Origin of the sequence: Paraburkholderia sp. J12 (assembly GCF_905220215.1) — a bacterium.
In the GTDB taxonomy this organism is placed as follows: Bacteria; Pseudomonadota; Gammaproteobacteria; order Burkholderiales; family Burkholderiaceae; genus Paraburkholderia.
On record NZ_CAJMZC010000001.1, the window covers coordinates 137443 to 156922 of the forward strand.

14 protein-coding genes are annotated in these 19480 nt (G+C 65.6%); 12 read left to right on the forward strand and 2 right to left on the reverse strand.

Annotation, left to right across the window (positions count from 1 at the left end; translation table 11 throughout):
* Window positions 1–3 precede the first annotated feature (3 nt).
* Window positions 4–144: a cytochrome bd-I oxidase subunit CydX gene (gene cydX / locus U5760_RS00640; RefSeq protein ID WP_322009974.1), complete on the reverse strand. Its 141-nt coding sequence runs from the start codon at window positions 142–144 to the stop codon at window positions 4–6.
* A gap of 274 nt (window positions 145–418) precedes the next feature.
* Here cydX and U5760_RS00645 point away from each other — a divergent pair, with 274 nt between their 5' ends.
* The 11 genes from U5760_RS00645 (at window position 419) to U5760_RS00695 (ending at window position 17130) form a co-directional block, all read left to right on the forward strand.
* Window positions 419–865: a hypothetical protein gene (locus U5760_RS00645; RefSeq protein ID WP_322008863.1), complete on the forward strand. Its 447-nt coding sequence runs from the start codon at window positions 419–421 to the stop codon at window positions 863–865.
* 154 nt (window positions 866–1019) lie between these two features.
* On the forward strand, window positions 1020–1997 hold the full coding sequence (gene corA / locus U5760_RS00650; RefSeq protein ID WP_322008865.1) for a magnesium/cobalt transporter CorA: 978 nt from the start codon (window positions 1020–1022) through the stop codon (window positions 1995–1997).
* Window positions 1998–2403: 406 nt separating this feature from the next.
* Window positions 2404–4098, forward strand: a complete 1695-nt coding sequence (locus tag U5760_RS00655) for a sugar ABC transporter ATP-binding protein (RefSeq protein WP_322008867.1) — start codon at window positions 2404–2406, stop codon at window positions 4096–4098.
* Window positions 4095–5147 carry an ABC transporter permease gene (locus U5760_RS00660; protein WP_322008869.1) on the forward strand — a complete coding sequence of 351 codons (1053 nt, stop codon included), beginning with the start codon at window positions 4095–4097 and terminating at the stop codon, window positions 5145–5147. The genes U5760_RS00655 and U5760_RS00660 overlap by 4 nt, the downstream gene beginning before the upstream one ends.
* A 163-nt stretch (window positions 5148–5310) precedes the next feature.
* Window positions 5311–6351: a LacI family DNA-binding transcriptional regulator gene (locus U5760_RS00665; protein WP_322008871.1), complete on the forward strand. Its 1041-nt coding sequence runs from the start codon at window positions 5311–5313 to the stop codon at window positions 6349–6351.
* 227 nt (window positions 6352–6578) lie between these two features.
* Complete coding sequence (locus tag U5760_RS00670) at window positions 6579–8417, forward strand: methyl-accepting chemotaxis protein (RefSeq protein ID WP_322008873.1); 1839 nt, start codon at window positions 6579–6581, stop codon at window positions 8415–8417.
* Between the two features lie 363 nt (window positions 8418–8780).
* A complete protein-coding gene (locus U5760_RS00675) occupies window positions 8781–9542 on the forward strand; it encodes a hydratase (RefSeq protein ID WP_322008875.1) in 762 nt (253 codons plus the stop codon).
* 630 nt (window positions 9543–10172) lie between these two features.
* Complete coding sequence (locus tag U5760_RS00680; protein WP_322008877.1) at window positions 10173–12095, forward strand: PrkA family serine protein kinase; 1923 nt, start codon at window positions 10173–10175, stop codon at window positions 12093–12095.
* A gap of 189 nt (window positions 12096–12284) precedes the next feature.
* Window positions 12285–13553, forward strand: a complete 1269-nt coding sequence (locus U5760_RS00685) for a YeaH/YhbH family protein (protein WP_322008879.1) — start codon at window positions 12285–12287, stop codon at window positions 13551–13553.
* Window positions 13550–15262, forward strand: a complete 1713-nt coding sequence (locus U5760_RS00690; protein ID WP_322008881.1) for a SpoVR family protein — start codon at window positions 13550–13552, stop codon at window positions 15260–15262. Before U5760_RS00685 ends, U5760_RS00690 begins: the two co-directional genes overlap by 4 nt.
* 191 nt (window positions 15263–15453) lie before the next feature.
* The gene (locus U5760_RS00695) at window positions 15454–17130 is read left to right on the forward strand and encodes a SulP family inorganic anion transporter (protein ID WP_322008883.1); all 1677 of its coding nucleotides are present in this window, start codon (window positions 15454–15456) and stop codon (window positions 17128–17130) included.
* Between the two features lie 48 nt (window positions 17131–17178).
* On the opposite strand, the gene U5760_RS00700 is transcribed toward U5760_RS00695, so the two are convergent.
* Window positions 17179–17748 carry a nucleotidyltransferase family protein gene (locus U5760_RS00700; protein WP_322008884.1) on the reverse strand — a complete coding sequence of 190 codons (570 nt, stop codon included), beginning with the start codon at window positions 17746–17748 and terminating at the stop codon, window positions 17179–17181.
* A 228-nt stretch (window positions 17749–17976) separates the two neighbouring features.
* On the opposite strand from U5760_RS00700, the gene U5760_RS00705 reads away from it, so the two are divergent.
* Window positions 17977–19389, forward strand: coding sequence for a GH1 family beta-glucosidase (locus U5760_RS00705; RefSeq protein WP_322008885.1), 1413 nt, complete (start codon window positions 17977–17979; stop codon window positions 19387–19389).
* Window positions 19390–19480: the final 91 nt, after the last annotated feature.

A 19480-nucleotide genomic window follows, 5' to 3' on the forward strand; every position in this document is an offset into this window, starting at 1 on the left:
GCGTTATGCGCGGCGTCCGGGCTGTGCGCCGGCCTGGTCACTCTGGCCGTTCGCGACCTTGCCGTTCGCATCGAGCCACATGGCGTTGATGATGCCGAAGCCGAGCGCCACGCCGATGCCTAGAATCCACGAGAAGTACCACATTGCCTTCGTCTCCCGGTTCGGTCCCATGCGGAATTGCCGATAGCGGCATCCAGGCGGCACAGCAGGGCAAGCCGCCGCCGCATCTCCCGTGAAGCATATACCATCGGCAGTGGCCGCGGCGAACCGGCGGCGAGCGCCGGGCACCATGCGTATGATGAGCGCACGGTGCCCGGGCAACGAGCGGACCGCAAACGGACCGCTAACGGACCACAAACGGACCGCAGACCGACCCTGGACTGACCAACAGAGACCGATACCCACAGGGGAAGCGCCCATGCCATCGCGCGTGTTCCATGCCTCGCTCAAGATGCTCGCCTTCGCGGCATGCGCTGTGCTCGCCTTCGCGCTGGCCGGTTGCGCGCAGGAGCCGCCCACGCCTGTGCCGTTCAAGCCGGTTCCGCCCGAGCGCATCCTGATGCCTCTGTACACGCAGCCGGCCCCGGGCCTCGTGGCCGTCGATGTGCGGCGCGAGCGCGGCGCGGATGTGATCGTGCGGTTTCGCGACGCGCCGGTTTATATCGATGGCCAGCATGTGACCGATCTGATGAACGGCGAGCACGTGGTGTTCTATCTGAGCCCGGGGGTGCACCGGATCGGCGTCACGACGCAGTTCGATCCCGTGGTGGAACTGCGGTTCATGGTCGATCCGCGCTATACGAACCGTGCGAGCGTCGCGTTCGACAAGGACCATCGCATCCAGATTCGCCGGGTGGCGCAGTGACGGTTGCGCGCCTCGCGGATACTGCGGCTTGTCGGGCGACGGAACCTGCGCCGTTCCACGCGGTCAATTCCGCGCACGAACCGGGGCCCTGCATCGGCGGGCCTGAACCATTGCAAGGCAGGCGGGCCGCGCCCGCCGCCAGGACGAAATCACCATGCTGATCAATTGCGCCGCGTATCAGGGCGGCAGGAAACTGGGCGACGTCGCGGTCGAGGACATCAGCGACTATCTGGCCAAACCCGAGTGCTTCGTGTGGGTCGCGCTCAAGGACCCCGACGCGGCCGAAATGGCCGCGATGCAGGAAGAGTTCGACCTGCATGCGCTCGCGATCGAAGACGTCATGAACGGCGACCAGCGGCCGAAGATCGAGGAGTACGGCGATACCCTCTTTGCCGTGCTCCACACCATCGAGACCGGCGACGACGGCGAGCTGGTGATGGGCCAGGTCAACGTGTTCGCGGGGCGCAACTTCGTGCTCTCGGTGCGTCATCGTACGCAGCAGGGCTTCCAGGAGGTGCGCGCGCGCTGCGAACGCGAGCCGGAGCTGCTCAAGGAGGGCGCGGGTTTCGTGCTCTATGCGCTCATCGACAGCGTGGTGGACCGCTACATGCCCGTGCTCGACGTGCTCGCGGGCGAGATCGAGGAGCTCGAAGACCGCATCTTCGAGAAGCACGGCGCCGCAGCCTCGCGCGCGATCATCGAGGATCTCTATTCGCTCAAGCGCCGGCTCGTGATTCTCCAGCATCACGTCTCGCCGCTCGTGGAGGCCGTGGGCAAGCTCGTGGGCGGGCGCATCCCGCAGATCTGCCTCGGCATGCAGGCGTATTTCCGCGACGTCTACGATCACCTCGTGCGCGTGTCCAACGTGATCGAGGCGCGCCGCGAAATGATCGTCACGGCGATCCAGGTGAACCTCGGCATGATCTCGCTCGCCGAGAGCGAGGTGACCAAGCGCCTCGGTTCGTTTGCCGCGCTCTTCGCGGTCCCCACCATGATCGCGGGCATCTACGGGATGAACTTTCAGGAGATTCCGGAGCTGCATTACCGCTACGGCTATCCGGTCTGTCTCGGCGTGATGGCGGTCATCGACGTGGTCCTGTTCTTCCTGTTCCGCCGCGCGGGCTGGCTCTGAGCGAGGCGGCGCCCGGCGCGCGATGCGCTGTGCATTGCAGCAGCGGGTTGCGTTGACAGTGCGGCGGCGCTCCCACCAGAATGGGTTATCGCAAACGTTTGCACGACGGCCGGACAGCGGGCCACCCGCAATGCCGCGCCCGGGAGTGCTGCGGAGACCGCGCGGGAAGCCGGCCTGGGGGCCCATTTGGCCCGCCCAATGAAGTAGCCGCTCAAGAAATGCGTCGCGTGGCCGTTATTCGTATGGTGAAGGTGAGAAGAGCGCCGCAGCCGGTGGATCGGGACCTCCGCAGCGCCGCAGACCTCGCTGCCAAGCCGTAAAGGCCGGCGCCGCGGACCCGGCTGGCACGTGCGTTGCGTGAGCCGGCTGGCACCCGCCGCGCACGGCCAGGCCCAACAGGATCGTGATGGATGCAATTGCCCCCGACGTAACGTCCGCTGCCCACGAGGTGCTTGCGGTCGCGGGCGTCGGCAAAACCTACGAGCAGCCGGTGCTCGCCGACGTCAGCCTCGCCCTCCATGCTGGCGAGGTGCTGGCGCTCACGGGCGAAAACGGCGCGGGCAAGAGCACGCTCTCGAAGATCATCGGGGGGCTCGCCGATCCCAGCGCCGGCACCATGACGCTGATGGGTCGTCCCTATGCGCCGGCCAGCCGGCGCGAGGCCGAGGCGCTTGGCGTACGCATGGTGATGCAGGAGCTGAACCTGCTGCCGACGCTCTCGGTGGCGGAAAACCTGTTTCTCAATCATTTGCCGCGGGCAGGCGGGTGGCGTCCGGGCTGGATCGACCGCCGGCGCCTGCGCGAAGACGCGCGCGCGGCCATGGCGCAGGTGGGGCTGGAGGCGATCGATCCCGATACGCCGGTGGGCGAGCTCGGCATCGGTCATCAGCAACTCGTCGAAATCGCGCGCAACCTGATCGGCGAAACCCGCGTGCTGATTCTCGACGAACCCACGGCCATGCTGACGGGCCGCGAAGTCGAGCTGCTGTTCGAGCAGATCGCGCGCTTGCAGGCGCGCGGCGTGGCGCTCGTGTACATCTCGCACCGGCTCGAAGAGCTGGAGCGCATCGCGCAGCGCGTGGCGGTGCTGCGCGACGGGCGCCTCGTGCGCGTGGACGCGATGGCGAACCTCACGCCCGAGCGCATCGTCGCCCTGATGGTGGGCCGGGAGCTCGGCGAGCAGATCGATCTGGGCGAGCGCCGCATCGGCGCGCCGCTCCTGAAGGTGGACGGACTCGGCCGGGCGAGCGCCGTGCGCGACGTTTCGTTCGAGGTGCGCGCGGGCGAGATCTTCGGCATCTCGGGGCTGATCGGCGCCGGGCGCACCGAGCTGATGCGGCTCATCTACGGCGCCGACCCGAAGGATCGCGGCAGCGTCGCACTCGCGCCGCAGCCGGGCGCGGCCCCGGTGCCCGTGAAGATCGATGCGCCGACCGACGCCGTGCGCCTCGGCATCGCGCTCATCACCGAAGACCGCAAGGGCGAAGGGCTGCTGCTGCCGCAGCCGGTCGCCGCGAACGTCACGCTCGGCAATGTCGGCGCCGTGTCGCGCTACGGCGTGATCGACGCGGGCCGCGAGAACGCGCTCGCGCGCGAGCAGATCGAGACGCTGCGCATCCGCACGGCGGGTCCTGGCCAGGCCGTGGGCGAGCTGTCGGGCGGCAACCAGCAAAAGGTCGTGATCGGCCGCTGGCTCGCGCGCGGCGTGAGCCGCGAGGTGCGCGTGCTGCTCTTCGACGAGCCCACGCGCGGCATCGACGTCGGCGCGCGCTTCGAAATTTATGCGCTCATGGGGGCGCTCGCGCGCGAAGGCCGTGCGCTCGTCGTGGTGTCGAGCGATCTGCGCGAACTGATGCTGATCTGCGACCGCATCGGCGTGATGTCGGCGGGGCGCATGACGGCGATCTTCGAGCGCGGCGCGTGGACGCAGGATGCGCTGCTGGGCGCCGCCTTCGCAGGCTACCGCGCCGAGGACGCGCTGCTCGCCGACGCGGCGGATCTGCCCGACGACGACGGCGTGCCGGGTGGCGTGGCGGCGCACACGGTTCACGCTGCGCAACCGCGCCAGCCGGACGACCCACGAGGGAGCGCGAGGCCATGACGAACCAACCGTTGCGCGGGCAACCGGCCGGACCGGACTCGTCGGAGGCAAGAAGCGGCGATCCTGCAGGCGCGGCGTCGGCGTCGGCCGGCCGACCGGCGGGCACGCGCTTCGGCTTCTCGAACTATCTGGGCCTCGCACTCGCGCTCGTGGCGATGATCGTGCTGTTCTCGATCCTGAGTTCGCACTTTCTCACCTACGACACGTTCAGCACGATCGCCAACCAGATTCCCGATCTCGTCGTGATGGCCGTGGGCATGACCTTCGTGCTGATCATCGCGGGCATCGATCTGTCGGTCGGCTCGGTGCTGGCGCTGGGCGCCTCGGTGGTGAGCGTGGCTTCGCTCAAGTGGGGCTGGGGCGCACTGCCGGCCGCGCTCGTCGGGCTCGTGGCGGCGGCCGCGACCGGCACGCTCACGGGCGCCGTGACGGTCGGCTGGCGCATTCCGTCGTTCATCGTCTCGCTGGGCGTGCTCGAAGCTGCGCGCGGGCTCGCCTACCAGATGACGAACTCGCGCACGGCCTATATCGGCGACGCGTTCGACTTTCTCTCGAACCCGATCGCCTTCGGCATTTCGCCCGCGTTCCTGATCGCGGTGGCCGTGATGGTGATCGCGCAGCTCGTGCTCACGCGCACGGTGTTCGGCCGGTATCTGATCGGCATCGGCACGAACGAGGAAGCGGTGCGGCTCGCGGGCGTCGATCCGCGGCCGTACAAGGTGATCGTGTTCGCGCTCATGGGCGCGCTCTCGGGCCTCGCGGCGCTCTTTCAGATCTCGCGGCTCGAAGCGGCGGATCCGAACGCGGGCGACGGGCTCGAGCTTCAGGTGATCGCGGCCGTGGTGATCGGCGGCACGAGCCTGATGGGCGGCAGGGGTTCGGTGATCAGCACGTTCTTCGGCGTGTTGATCATTTCGGTGCTCGCGGCGGGGCTCGCGCAGATCGGCGCGAACGAGCCCACCAAGCGCATCATCACCGGCGCCGTGATCGTGGTGGCGGTCGTGCTGGACACGTACCGCAGCCGCAGGGGTGGCCGGCGCAGGACATAAAACAATCGATTGAGGGCGCGGACCGCCACGGGGGCGGGACGTCGAGGGCTTTGGCCGCGTCGCGGCATCCGCCGTGACCTGGCGGGTGCGGGTGGGTGCCGGGCGGGTACGACCAGGCGGTGTGGCTGGAACAAGCAGTGAACCAGGCAGGAGCAACAGAAAAATGGCGACGATCAAGGATGTGGCAGCCGTGGCGGGGGTGTCGTTCACGACGGTGTCGCATGTGGTCAACAACTCGCGGCCCGTTTCGGCCGACGTGCGGGCGAAGGTCGAGCGCGCGATCCGCGAACTGAACTACGTGCCTTCGGCCGTGGCGCGTTCGCTCAAGGCGCGTGCGACGGCGACCGTCGGGCTGCTCATGCCCAACGGCACGAATCCGTACTTCGCGGAACTGGCGCGCGGGGTGGAAGACGGCTGCGCGAAGAAGGGCTATTGCGTGTTCTTCTGCAACTCCGACGACGACCCCATCAAGCAGCGCAGCTACCTGCGGGTGCTGCAGGAAAAGCGCATCGACGGGCTGATCGTGGCGTCGGCGGGCGAGGACGCGGTATTGGCCGAGACGCTTGCCGACGCGCGCGAGCCGCTCGTGGTGGTGGACCGCAACATCGAGGGGCTGACCGCCGACCTCGTGCAGATCGACCACGAGCGCGGCGCGTGGCTCGCCACGCGGCACCTGATCGAGCTCGGGCATTCGCGCATCGGCTGCATCACGGGTCCGGTCTCGACGGCGGTGAGCGCGATGCGCGTGCATGGCTTCCTGCGCGCGATGGCCGAGCGCGGCATCGAGATCGCGCCGGGCGCGATCGTGGAGAGCGACTTCTCGGGCACGGGCGGCTATCGCGCCGCCGCGCAACTGCTCGACGGCGTGCGGCCGACGGCGATCTTCGCGTGCAACGACATGATGGGGATCGGCGCGCTGCGTGCGGCCGCCGAACGGGGCCTTTCGGTGCCGGGCGACTTCTCGGTGATCGGCTTCGACGACATCGAGTTCGGCCATTTCACGTGGCCGACGCTTTCGACCGTGGGGCAGTCGGTGCGCGCACTGGGCGAGATGGCGGCGCTCACCCTGATCGAGCGGATTTCCGGCGCGCTGCCGGCCACCCCGGGCCCGGGGCGCCGTCGCGTGATGGCGCCGCGGCTCATCGCGCGCGAGTCCACGGCGGTGCTTGCCGACGCGGCCGGCATGCGTTCGCTCGCGGCCTGACGAGGCCCTTCTTCCTGACCGGCAAGCGGGCGCCTGCGCGGGCGCAGGCTTGCCGGATTCCAATCAAGGCGTCGGCGTTTTGTAATTATTGCCGCCGCGATCTGCCCTTATCCTCAGACAGTTTACTTTTTTCAAGTCTCTCAAAACGTTTGCCGTAAACAATATTTAGAGCTTCGGCTCGAATACGGGCGGTTGGGCTACCGCCATAACGGCACGACGGGAGGGGCATGAACAAAGGCATCAGCATCAAGGCGCGCATCGGAATCACGATGGCATTTCTGGCGGCGCTCGTCGCAATCATCAGTGCTCTGGGGCTGCTCGGCCTCAAGCGAGCCAACGAAGCGTACCTCGACACCTACGCCAACCAGATGCCCAGCGCGCGGGACATCAACATGGCCGAACTCTTCGCCGCCCGCGAGCGCCTCGCGCTCGATCGCGCGGGCTACGAGATCGGCACGCCCGATGCCGCACCGACCCTCGAGCGCGCGCGGGCGATGCGGGCCATTTCCGACAGTTGGTGGAAGAAGTATCTCGACCTGCCGCGCGGTACGGATGAAGACCGGCTCGCCCAGGACGTCGCGGCGCGACGCGACGCGCTGCATCAGGCCGCCGACGCGTTCGCGGCCACCGTGGCGGCCGGCGACCAGACGAAGCTGATCGACGGCGCAAAGGCCATGCAGGTCAATTACGACACGCTCGCCAAGGCCGACGAGGCGCTCGACACGTTGCAGAGCGAGCAGGCCCGACAGGGCTACGAAGCTGCGCAGGCGGCCCACGACGAGCTGCGCATCGCCAGCGTCGTGGCGCTCCTCGTGGGCATCGGCGCGGCGGTGTTTTCGTTTTTCACGCTGCGCCGCGCCATTGCCGAGCCGCTCGGCGAAGCGCTCGGGCATTTCGACGCGATTGCGGCCGGCGACCTGCGCCGTTCGGTGAACGTGAACCGCCGCGACGAAATGGGCGATCTGCTCAATGGCGTCGCGAAGATGCAGCGCAGCCTGATCGACACGGTGCGGGCGGTACGCGAAGGCACCGAGTCGATCGCCACGGCCACGCGCCAGATCGCGGCGGGCAACATCGATCTTTCGTCGCGCACGGAAGAGCAGGCTTCGGCGCTGCAGGAAACGGCGTCGAGCATGGAGCAGCTGACCGGCACCGTGAAGCAGAACGCCGACAACGCCCGCCAGGCGAGCGCGCTCGCGGCAAACGCTTCGGAGATCGCCAACAAGGGCAACACCGTCGTGAGCCAGGTGGTGGGCACGATGGGCGACATCAACCAGAGCTCGGCGAAGATTGCCGAAATCATCACGATCATCGAAGGCATTGCGTTCCAGACCAACATCCTCGCGCTCAACGCGGCCGTGGAAGCGGCGCGGGCGGGCGAGGAGGGGCGCGGCTTCGCCGTGGTGGCGGGCGAGGTGCGCAGCCTCGCGCAGCGCTCCTCGGCGGCGGCCAAGGAGATCAAGGCGCTCATCGACACCTCGGTCGAGCGCGTGCAGACGGGCTCGGCGCTCGTGGACGAAGCCGGCCGCACGATGGGCGAGATCATCGCGGCGGTGCAGCGCGTGACCGACATCATGGGCGAGATCGCGGCTGCCTCGCAGGAGCAGTCGGGCGGCATCGACCAGGTGGCGCGCGCCGTCACGCAGATGGACGAAGTGACGCAGCAGAACGCGGCGCTGGTGGAAGAGGCCGCCGCCGCGGCGCAGTCGCTCGAAGACCAGGCGAGCCGGCTGCGTACCGCCGTCGCGGTGTTCAGTATCGACGACGTCGGCTCGGGGGCTTTCGCAGCGGGCTTCGGCGCGCCGGCCAAACCGGCGGCGGGGGCGCCGCGGAGCGCGCCTGCGGCTCGCGCGGCCATACCGGCCGCTGCAGTCTCCTCAGCGGCCGCACCGGCGGCTGCGAAGCCGGCGGCATCCGCCGCACCGACCGCTGCGGCGGCGACAAAACCGGCTTCGCGCCCGGCCGTCCGGTCGGCCACGCGTGCCACGGCGACCGCCCCGGTTGCGGCAGCGCCTGTAGCGGCGTCAGCCGCGGCCGGCGGCAACGACGACTGGGAAACGTTCTAGGCCATTGCCCGGACTATCCAGGCCGGCTGCCTTGCGGCTGGCTGACATCAGGCCGGGCTGCCTCCTCGCAACGCCGCTGCATCGCAGCGGCGTTTTTCATTGGCCGCGTGGTAGCGCGCACGCCAGGGCATCGCGGTTACGGTACATTGGCGGGTGGTGTCACGAGCGCCGCCATTGTGCCAAGGTACACTGCGCGCTCTAGCGTCCGCCGCCAGGGCCGTCCTGCCCGCCATGCACCGGGACGGGGCTGCCGGCGGGAAGACGTCCAGATCCGGAATACGGCCGATAACCACCGATATAGCGACCGCTCGCCGCGCCTCGAACCAGCCCGGGCCGCGCGGGACAGCACAAGAGGACCCAGACATGACGCATGACGATCTCGCGCAACGCCTCGTGAATGCGCGCCGCCGGCATCAGCTGATCGAGACGGTGGCGCCCGAGCGCCTGCCGCCCGACGCCGCCACGGCCTACGCCATCCAGCAGGCCGTGATCGCGGGCCTCGGCACCACCACGGGCGGCTGGAAGGTGGGCGCCAAGGCGCCGGGCGGCCCGACCTCGGGCGCGCCGATTCCCGCGCCGGTGATTCATGCGTCGCCCGCGCGACTCGAGCGCCATGCTTTCTTTCGCGTGCTGGTCGAACTGGAGATCGCGTTCCGTTTCGCCGAGCCGATCCCGCCGCGCGCCGATGCCTACGCCCGCGACGAAGTGCTCGCGCGAGTGGGGCAGATCCTGCCGACCATCGAGATCGTCGATAGCCGCTTTGCCGAATGGCCCAACGTCGCGCCGCTCGCGCAGCTTGCCGACGCGCAGAACAACGGCGCACTGGTGACGGGCCACGCGCTGCCCTACAGCGCGCTGGCGCGCTCGCTGGACTTCGTGGCGCCCGAGCTCGAATTGACCTTCGACGGCGTGTCGCTCGTGCCTGAAGCGCCGGGCAATCCGGCAGGCGATCCGCGCGAACTGCTGGTGTGGTTCGTCAACCATTGCGCGGCCATGGGTATCACCATCGAACCCGGCTGGACCGTGACGACAGGCACCTACGTGGGCGCGCACCGGATCGACAAGCCGGGTGTTTTGCGCGGGCATATCGACGGGCTGGGCGAGGTGGAGATCGAGTTCGTCTGAAGCGTGCGGCGCGCGGGACGCGCCGCAATCGGGACGTGAGACCGGAAGCCGTCGGCGCTGTGCGCGACGGCTTTTTTCATGGCTCGCCGGCGCGCGCTCGATACCTGTTCGAACTGTCGTGCGCGAAGGTTTCGCCCAGCGGGAAAACCACTATGCCATCAGGGGCGACGCGCACGCGCAAATGCGCGGCAACTCACCGACATCGGTACATTCGACGCGTAACAATGGCAAAAAATAGAGAGTGACGCGCGAAGACAACAACGCGGTGCAACGAGGCGTTATGGGGTGGCGTGTGCGCGGCGGGAGCCGGTATCGAGCGCTTGTTCGATGTGCTCGTTCGATGAAGAGGCGGCCTGCCTGCCCGAGCGTCGGCAAGCGGTGCAAACCTGGCCGAACCGGATGCCTGCGCGGGCACTTGAGAACGCGTGGCCGGTCTGAATCTTGCGCATGCCGGGAAGATCATTGTAAGGCGTAAATCGGTGCCCCTCCAAGCCCGAATTTTCCTCACGCATCCGGCGCGATTTCTCTGTGAAAAAAAATTCAAAAGGGTTTAGGATGAATTCGAGCGATGTCGTTTTCCGATGAGCGCGCCGCGCACGACATCGGTCGCAGATCTAGCGAGGAGGTAGCATGGATATCTACAGCAGCTTCGCGAACCGCTTCGAAAAAACGCGAGAGGAAGAATTCTCGCTTGAGGAGTATCTCGCGCTCTGCAAAGAAGATCCCAGTGCGTACGCCACGGCTGGCGAACGCATGCTGACGGCAATCGGCGAACCCGAACAGATCGATACCCGTAACGATCCCCGCCTGTCGCGCATCTTTGCGAACAAGGTCATCAAGGTGTATCCGGCGTTCCGCGAGTTCTACGGGATGGAAGAAGTGATCGAGCAGGTGGTCGCGTATTTCCGCCACGCGGCACAGGGCCTCGAAGAAAAGAAGCAGATCCTCTATCTCCTCGGTCCGGTGGGCGGCGGCAAGTCCTCCATCGCCGAGCGTCTGAAGCAACTCATGGAGCGCGTGCCGTTCTATGCGATCAAGGGATCGCCCGTGAACGAGTCGCCGCTCGGCCTCTTCGATTATGACGAAGACGGCCCCATCCTCGAAGAACAATACGGCATACCGCGCCGCTATCTGAGGAGCATTCTGAGCCCGTGGGCCGTCAAGCGCCTGCACGAATACAACGGTGACATCCGCAAGTTCCGCGTGGTGCGCCGCTATCCGTCGATCCTGCGCCAGATCGGCATCGCGAAGACGGAGCCTGGCGACGAGAACAATCAGGACATCTCGTCGCTCGTCGGCAAGGTCGATATCCGCAAGCTCGAGCAATACGCCCAGGACGACGCCGACGCGTACAGCTACTCCGGCGGCCTGTGTCTCGCGAATCAGGGCCTGCTCGAATTCGTCGAAATGTTCAAGGCGCCGATCAAGGTGCTGCACCCGTTGCTCACGGCCACCCAGGAAGGTAACTTCAAGGGCACCGAAGGATTCGGTGCGATTCCGTTCAACGGCATCATCCTCGCGCACTCGAACGAGTCGGAGTGGAAGGCATTCCGCAATAACCGCAACAATGAGGCGCTGCTCGACCGTATTTTTGTGGTGAAGGTGCCGTATTGCCTGCGCTACTCGGAAGAGATGAAGATCTACGAGAAGCTCCTGCGCAACTCGTCGCTGGCCGACGCCGTGTGCGCACCGGGCACGCTCAAGATGATGGCGCAGATGTCGGTGCTGACGCGTCTGCAGGAGCCGGAGAATTCCAGTCTCTTTTCGAAGATGCAGGTGTACGACGGCGAAAACCTCAAGGACACCGATCCGAAAGCCAAGTCGTACCAGGAGTACCGCGACTTCGCCGGCGTCGACGAAGGCATGAACGGGGTCTCCACGCGCTTCGCGTTCAAGATCCTCTCGCGCGTGTTCAACTTCGACTCCACCGAAGTGGCCGCGAATCCGGTGCATCTCATGTACGTGCTCGAACAACAGATCGAGCGCGAGCAGTTCCCGCCGGAAACCGAGCAGAAGTACCTCTCGTTCGTGAAGGACGTGCTTGCGTCGCGTTATGCCGAGTTCATCGGCAAGGAGATCCAGACCGCCTACCTCGAGTCGTATTCGGAATACGGGCAGAACATTTTCGACCGCTACGTGACCTACGCCGACTTCTGGATTCAGGACCAGGAGTTCCGCGACCACGACACGGGCGAAAGCTTCGACCGCGCGGCGCTCAACGCCGAGCTGGAGAAGATCGAGAAGCCCGCGGGCATCAGCAACCCCAAGGACTTCCGCAACGAGATCGTCAACTTCGTGCTGCGCGCGCGCGCGGCCAACGCGGGCAAGAACCCCGCGTGGATCAGTTACGAGAAGCTGCGCGTGGTGATCGAAAAGAAGATGTTCTCGAATACGGAAGAACTTTTGCCGGTCATCTCGTTCAATGCGAAAGGATCGGCGGAAGAGCAGCGCAAGCATGAAGACTTCGTTAACCGCATGGTGGCGAAGGGGTATACGCCCAAGCAGGTCCGGTTGCTGTGCGACTGGTATCTGCGTGTGCGCAAGTCGTCGTAAGTGGCCGTGTGACGTCATGAACGACGAGGCTTTACCGTCCGCTCGCACCGCCGCCCCGACAGCACGGCGGCGCGGGCTGACTTCCGGCGGGGCGCGAACCGCATGGCCGTAAGCGCGAAGAAGACGGCCGGCGCGAGCGCGTAGTCACGAGGCGCCTCGCCCATTCGAAACTGGAGCGGGAGACTGGATGTGCTTCATCAAATCATCGACCGCAGGCTGGCCGGCAAGAACAAGAGCATTGCAAATCGCGAGCGCTTCCTGCGCCGCGTAAAGAACTATATTCGTCACGCCGTCTCGGAGGCGGTGCGTGACCGCAGCATCAAGGACATACAGAACAACCAGAGCATCACGATCCCCCGCAAGGACATTGCCGAGCCGTCGTTTCGCCACGGCCAGGGCGGCCGGCGCGAGATGGTCCACCCGGGCAACGAGGACTACATCCGCGGCGACCGCATTGCGCGTCCGCAAGGCGGCGGAGGCGGGGGCGGCAGCCAGGCGAGCAACGAGGGCGAAGGTCAGGACGACTTCGTGTTCGAGCTCTCCCGCGAAGAATTCATGCAGTACTTCTTCGACGACCTCGAACTGCCCCGTCTCGTGAAAACCCATCTGATGGCCGTGCCGACGTGGAAAAGCATCCGCGCGGGCTGGGCCGCGGAGGGCACACCCAACAACATCGACGTCGTGCGCTCGCTGAGAAGCGCGCTCGGGCGCCGTATCGCGCTCGGTGCGCCGCTCGTCAACGAGCTGCACGATCTCGAGGAGCAACTGGAGGTGCTCAAGGCCGACCCGGCTGACCGGCGCCAGGAAATCCAGTTGCTCGAAGAGCAGATCCATCACCTGAAGGGCCGCATCTGGCGCATCCCCTTTATCGACCCGTTCGACCTGCGTTACGTGAACCGCGTGAAGCAGCCGCAGCCGTCGAGCCAGGCCGTGATGTTCTGCCTGATGGACGTTTCGGGTTCGATGGACGAGCAGCGCAAGGACCTCTCCAAGCGCTTCTTCATCCTGCTCTACCTGTTCCTCAAGCGCAATTACGAGCGCATCGAGGTGGTGTTCATCCGCCACCACACGCGCGCCGAGGAAGTGGACGAAGACACCTTCTTCCATTCCACGGAGAGCGGCGGCACGGTCGTTTCCAGCGCGCTGGAACTGATGAAACAGGTGATCGAGGACCGTTATTCGCCGACCGACTGGAATATCTACGGCGCCCAGGCCTCGGACGGCGACAACTGGACCGACGACTCGCCGAAATGCCGCAAAATCCTCGCGGATGACATACTGACGAAGGTGCGCTATTTTGCGTATATCCAGGTGACGCCGGAGGAGCAAAACCTCTGGCTCGAATATGCGCAACTGGCGCTCACCGAACCGCATCTGGCGATGAAGAAAGTCGACACCGCGGCGGACATCTACCCGGTTTTCCGGGAGCTTTTCGAAAAGCAGGTGGAACGATCATGACGACACGCCACCTGCACAACGAGGCGCGCGGCTACCAGCCGGAGCGCCGGAAGACCGGCGGTCGCGAAAAAGGGCACCATGGCGTGAAGGAGGACGCCGTCCAGCCCGCCGCCGGAGAACGGGGTCATGTTGCCGAGCCCGGCCGGGAGACAGAGCCTGGGTTTCGCAAGCCTTGGGAAGCTCATATGAACGTAGCCGACAGACGACCGCTGCCGTGCCCATCCGACTGGACCTTCGAGCTGATCGAGGAGTACGACACGCACATTTCCCATGTTGCAGAGCAATATGAACTGGACGTCTATCCGATCCAGCTTGAGCTGATCAGCGCCGAGCAGATGATGGACGCCTACGCATCGGTGGGCATGCCGGTGAACTATCGCCACTGGTCGTTCGGCAAGCACTTCCTCTCGACCGAGAAGAGCTATCGCCGGGGCCAGATGGGGCTCGCGTACGAGATCGTCATCAATTCGAATCCCTGTATCGCGTACCTCATGGAAGAGAACACGATGACGATGCAGGCGCTCGTCATCGCGCACGCGGCCTATGGGCACAACTCGTTCTTCAAGGGCAACTACCTGTTCCGCCTCTGGACGGACGCCCACGCGATCATCGACTACCTCGTTTATGCGAAGAACTACATCGCCGAGTGCGAGGAGCGTTACGGGCTCGACCGCGTGGAGGAATTGCTCGACTCGTGCCATGCGCTGATGAACTACGGCGTGGACCGCTACAAGCGGCCGCAGAAGCTGTCGCTGGAGCGCGAGGCCGCAATGCGCCGCGAGCGCGAGGCCTATCTGCAGTCGCAGGTCAACGAGCTCTGGCGCACGCTGCCCGCGCGGCACCAGCCGCTCGCGGAAGAGGTGGAAGAGCGTTTCCCGCCCGAGCCGCAGGAAAATCTGCTGTATTTCGCCGAGAAGAACGCGCCGCTCCTGCAGCCGTGGGAGCGTGAAGTCATCCGCATCGTGCGCAAGATTGGTCAGTACTTCTATCCGCAACGGCAGACCCAGGTGATGAACGAGGGCTGGGCCACCTTCTGGCATTACACGCTGCTCAATACGCTCTATGCGCAGGGCAAGCTGGAAGACGGCTTCATGATGGAGTTCCTGCACTCGCACAGCAACGTGGTCTATCAGCCGCCGGTGACGAAGCACTACTACAGCGGCATCAACCCGTATGCGCTGGGCTTTTCGATGATGAGCGACATTCGCCGCATCTGCGAGAACCCCACCGACGAAGACCGCAAGTGGTTCCCGGAACTCGCCGGCAGTCCGTGGCTGAAGGCGCTGCACTATGCGATGCGCAACTTCAAGGACGAGAGCTTCGTGGCGCAGTATCTGTCGCCGCATCTGATCCGCGAAATGCGGCTCTTTTCGGTGCTCGACGACGACATGCGCGACGCGCTGGAAGTCTCGGCGATCCACGACGAGAGCGGCTATCAGTACGTGCGCCAGGCGCTTTCGCGGCAATACGACATGCACCACCGCGAGCCGAATATCCAGGTGTGGTCGGTCAACACGCGCGGCGACCGCAGCCTCACGCTGCGTCATTTCATGAGCGACAACCGGCATCTCTCGGGCGACACGGACGAAGTGCTGCGCCACATGGCGCGGCTGTGGCAGTTCGACGTGTATCTGGAGAGCGTCGATGAGAACGGCACCGTGCGCAAGCGCTACGAGTGCCGGTATATGCCGCCGCCCGTGAGAGTGTAGCGATACGCGCCGCTGTTTGGAGGCCAGCCTGCGGGCTGGCCTTTTTCATTGCATGCGCAGATATCCGAGGTCGATATCCGGTGCGGATATGGGGCCGCGGAGTTCGCGAGCGCGCAACCCGCGCTACCATACGCGCTTATCGAAACCCGGGCAGGAGCACAAGCGGATGCAGGCATTGAAAGGAAGGCGTTATGGCATTTGAACCGTTCAAGGGAGTCCGTCCGCTCACGCGGGCCTCGGCGCTGCGCGATTCACTGGCGGGCGTGATGCTCGCCTCGATGAACGTGCCGCAATTGCTGGGTTATGCGCGCATTGCGGGCATGCCCGCCGTCACCGGCCTCTATGCCGGCTTTCTGCCACTGGTTGCGTTCGCATTCTTCGGCGCTTCGCGGCATCTCGTCGTGGCCGCCGATTCGGCCACGGCCACCATCTTCGCGAGCCGTCTTTCGACGATGGCCGCGCCCGGCAGCGCGCAATACGTCGCCCTCGCGGGCATGACCGCGCTCCTGACCGCATTGATCCTGCTGATAGCGCGAGTGTTCCGTCTGGGCTTTCTCGCCGACTTCCTCTCGCGCACGGTGCTGGTGGGGTTTCTCACGGGCGTGGGCGTGCAGGTGGGCATTGCGATGCTCGGCGACATGCTGGGTGTCACGGTGTCTTCGCGCAGGACCGTCGTGCAGCTGGGGCAGATCGTGAAGCAGGTGCCGCACATCCAGTGGCCCACGTTTGCGATCGCCGCGGCGGTGGTCGCGGTCATTCTCGTCTTCAAGCACTACCGGCCGCGTTGGCCCGTGCCGCTCGTGACCGTGGTCGCGGGCATCGCGTTCAGCGCCTCGCTGAATTTCGCTGCGCACGGCATATCGATCATGGGGCCGGTGGAGGGGGGCCTGCCGCCGTTCAGTTTCCCTGCTGTGGGCTGGTTCCAGGTGGTGGATCTGCTTCAGGTGGCGGCGTCGTGCTTCGTCATCATCGTCGCCCAGAGCGCCGCAACGAGCCGCGCGTTTGCGCAGCAGTATCGCGAGCGCACCGACGACGATGCGAACCTGCTGGGCCTCGCGGCGGCCAACGTCGCCGCGGGCCTGAGCGGCGCTTTCGTCGTGAACGGCAGTCCCACCCAGACGGCGATGGCCGATTCGGCGGGCGCACGCAGCCAGTTCGCACAACTCGTATTCGCAGGCGTGGTGCTGCTCGTGCTGCTGTTCGCGAGCCGCTGGCTTCAGTATCTGCCGCACTGCGTGCTGGCCGCCATCGTCTTCACGATTGCGGTGGGGCTCGTGCATATCGGGCAACTGATCGACATCCGCAAGGAAAGCCGCGGCGAATTTCGCCTCGCCGTGACGACGGCCGTCGCCGTGGTGGTGATCGGCGTGGAGAACGGCATTCTGATTGCGATCGGGCTCTCGCTGCTGCGTCACGTGCGTCACAGCTACCGGCCGCACACCATGGTGCTCGTGCCCAATGCACAAGGGCGCTGGCTGCCGGAGACCTCGCAGCCGGGCATGCAGACGGCGCCGGGTTTGATCGTCTATCGCTTCGGCGCCGATCTCTTCTATGCGAACGATCACTTGTTCGTCGACGAAGTGAAACTGCTGATCGACAGTGCGCCTACGCCGGTGCGATGCCTGGTCGTGGATGCGACGGCGATTACCGATCTCGACTATTCGGCCGGGCGTTCAGTGAACGATCTGTGCGAGACGCTGGAGCAGCGGGGAATCAAGGTGGTGTTCGGGCGCGTGAATCGCTATCTGCATGCCGATATGGACCGGCATGGGATTACGCCCGTAGTGGGGGCGGGGAATATTTATCCGACCTTGCATGAGGCGCTGGCTGCGGCGCGGCCGGATCTGAACATTCACGCGGAGACTTGAGGGGGAGGGGCCGGGCAGGCGGGCTTCGCGTGACGCTTCGCCTCGTCCCTACCAGGATTCCCGCACAAGATGGGGCCATTCCCGTTGCCAGCGACCGGTTTTCTCCAGGTACACGTGCGGGATGGGTAGCCGCCTGTTGGGTCTCAGACGCCCGTCGAACAGATCCTGCAAGCCGAAGGGCGCATAGACTTCAACGCTTGCGTCTCGGCGCCGTACACCGACGGCAACGGTTGCACACGGAAACCGGTCGATTCCATCCGTGGCGCGGGTCACTGCGCCGAACGGAATGCCAAACTTCTCCTGATACCAGAGCGGAACGCGGGCCTGGTTGCGAACCTGAACTTCGACGGGCAGATCGGCAAAGAGCCTTCTGGCTTTGTCGATCACGGCGTCTTCCGCTTCCCAGGAAGTATCCGGGGCGTGGTAGAAAAAGTCGTAGTCCTGAATACCTGCATGGATATCGCGCCCTGCAACATGGTTCCATACCGACTGTGCCACGCAACCCGCGGTGAGCCACCAGTCTTCACAGCCGAGTGCCGCTGCCCGATCGAGAATCAGCGTGTTCCAGCGATTCTTTTGGACGATCTGCACGAGGTCGTGTTCCAGCGTGTGGCTCATTCGGTCGCAGGCGCCAGGGGATGAATTGAGGGAGCAGGGACTATAGCAGGCAGCCCGCGGTCTCACGTCCCATTCAATCGCCTTTCACCCGATACCCCCAGACAAACCCTGATTGTCCAGCCGATTTCACGACTGCTATCGTGCGCCAGAAGCCAGTGGAAGCGCTTCCACTCATCCGGGACCGGCACCCCGCATGTGCCCCGGATCCTTATTCGCGCAGGAGCTCCCGTGACTTACGACACCGCAGCCTCGCCGCAATCCGCCGCCCCCGCCACGCTCGACGACGACCCGTTCACGCCGCCCGAGGATTCATCGCTCTGGCGTCGCGACTTCCTGCTCGGCGCGGCCACCGCCTCTTACCAGATCGAAGGCGCCGTTCACGAAGACGGCCGGCTGTCTTCGATCTGGGACACCTTCAGCGCAACGCCCGGCAAGGTGCTCGCGGGCGACACGGGCGCCGTGGCCTGCGACCACTATCACCGCTGGGCGAGCGATCTCGACCTGCTGGAGAGCCTGAATTTCGAGGCCTATCGTTTTTCGATCGCATGGCCGCGTGTGATGGACGCGTCGGGCCGCCCGAACGCCAGAGGCATCGCGTTCTACCGCACCCTGTTGGAGCGCCTGAAGGAGAAAGGCATCCGCACCTTCGCCACGCTCTACCACTGGGATCTGCCGCAGCACCTGGAAGATCGCGGCGGCTGGCTCAACCGCGACACGGCCTACCGCTTCGCCGACTACGCCGACCTCATGAGCCGCGAGCTCAAAGGTCTCGTCGACGGCTGGATGACGCTCAACGAACCGTGGTGTTCCGCGTATCTCGGCTACGGCAACGGCCATCACGCGCCGGGCCTCGCGAACCCGCGCTACGCCACCCAGGCGATGCATCATCTGCTGCTCGCGCACGGCCTCGCGATTCCCGTGCTGCGCGCGAACGATCCCGGCTCGGCCAAGGGCATTGTCGCGAACGTGGGCCGCGGCACGCCGAATTCGTCTTCGGACGCCGACGTGCGCGCGGCTCATCTGTTCGAGGTGCAGCACAACGCCTGGATTCTCGATCCGCTCCTCAAGGGCGCGTATCCGCAGGACCTGTTCGAACTCTGGCCGGGCACCGAGCCGCTCGTGCTCGAGGGCGATCTGCGCACGATCGCCGCACCGCTCGATTTCCTCGGCATCAACTACTATTTCCGTACCAACGTGAAGAGCGACGGCGGGCACGGTTTCGTCGAGGTGCCGCTCGAAGGCGTCGAGCGCACGCAGATGGGCTGGGAGGTCCACCCCGACGGTCTGCGCGATCTGCTGATCGGTTTTCATCGCGAGTACGCGGGCCTGCCGCCCATCTACATCACCGAAAACGGCATGGCGTCGAACGACCGCGTGATCGACGGCGAGGTGGACGACAGCCAGCGCATCGCGTTCCTGAAGCGCCATCTGGCCGCCGTGGATGCGGCGATCAAGGCGGGCGTGGACGTGCGCGGCTATTTCGTCTGGTCGCTGCTCGACAATTTCGAATGGGCGTTCGGCTATGAGCGGCGCTTCGGCGTCGTGCACGTCGATTACGACACGCAACAGCGCACGCCCAAGCGCAGCGCCGAACTGCTCGCGCGTTTCATCGCGAGCCGGCGCGAACGCGGCGCGGCATAACCCCCGCGCGCCGCGCGCCCTTCCGTCGAGGCGTGCAATGCGCCTCGCAGCGGCAACGTAGTGTGTTCGCTCATGCAGAACAACCCGGAAC

What these genes read in the sequence shown, in the direction of transcription:
- U5760_RS00660 (WP_322008869.1), top strand. Translation starts at nt 4,095, where the DNA reads ATGACGAACCAACCGTTGCGCGGGCAACCGGCCGGACCGGACTCGTCG.
- cydX (WP_322009974.1), bottom strand. Translation starts at nt 144, where the DNA reads ATGTGGTACTTCTCGTGGATTCTAGGCATCGGCGTGGCGCTCGGCTTC.
- corA (WP_322008865.1), top strand. Translation starts at nt 1,020, where the DNA reads ATGCTGATCAATTGCGCCGCGTATCAGGGCGGCAGGAAACTGGGCGAC.
- U5760_RS00665 (WP_322008871.1), top strand. Translation starts at nt 5,311, where the DNA reads ATGGCGACGATCAAGGATGTGGCAGCCGTGGCGGGGGTGTCGTTCACG.
- U5760_RS00655 (WP_322008867.1), top strand. Translation starts at nt 2,404, where the DNA reads ATGGATGCAATTGCCCCCGACGTAACGTCCGCTGCCCACGAGGTGCTT.
- U5760_RS00675 (WP_322008875.1), top strand. Translation starts at nt 8,781, where the DNA reads ATGACGCATGACGATCTCGCGCAACGCCTCGTGAATGCGCGCCGCCGG.
- U5760_RS00670 (WP_322008873.1), top strand. Translation starts at nt 6,579, where the DNA reads ATGAACAAAGGCATCAGCATCAAGGCGCGCATCGGAATCACGATGGCA.
- U5760_RS00695 (WP_322008883.1), top strand. Translation starts at nt 15,454, where the DNA reads ATGGCATTTGAACCGTTCAAGGGAGTCCGTCCGCTCACGCGGGCCTCG.
- U5760_RS00645 (WP_322008863.1), top strand. Translation starts at nt 419, where the DNA reads ATGCCATCGCGCGTGTTCCATGCCTCGCTCAAGATGCTCGCCTTCGCG.
- U5760_RS00690 (WP_322008881.1), top strand. Translation starts at nt 13,550, where the DNA reads ATGACGACACGCCACCTGCACAACGAGGCGCGCGGCTACCAGCCGGAG.
- U5760_RS00680 (WP_322008877.1), top strand. Translation starts at nt 10,173, where the DNA reads ATGGATATCTACAGCAGCTTCGCGAACCGCTTCGAAAAAACGCGAGAG.
- U5760_RS00700 (WP_322008884.1), bottom strand. Translation starts at nt 17,748, where the DNA reads ATGAGCCACACGCTGGAACACGACCTCGTGCAGATCGTCCAAAAGAAT.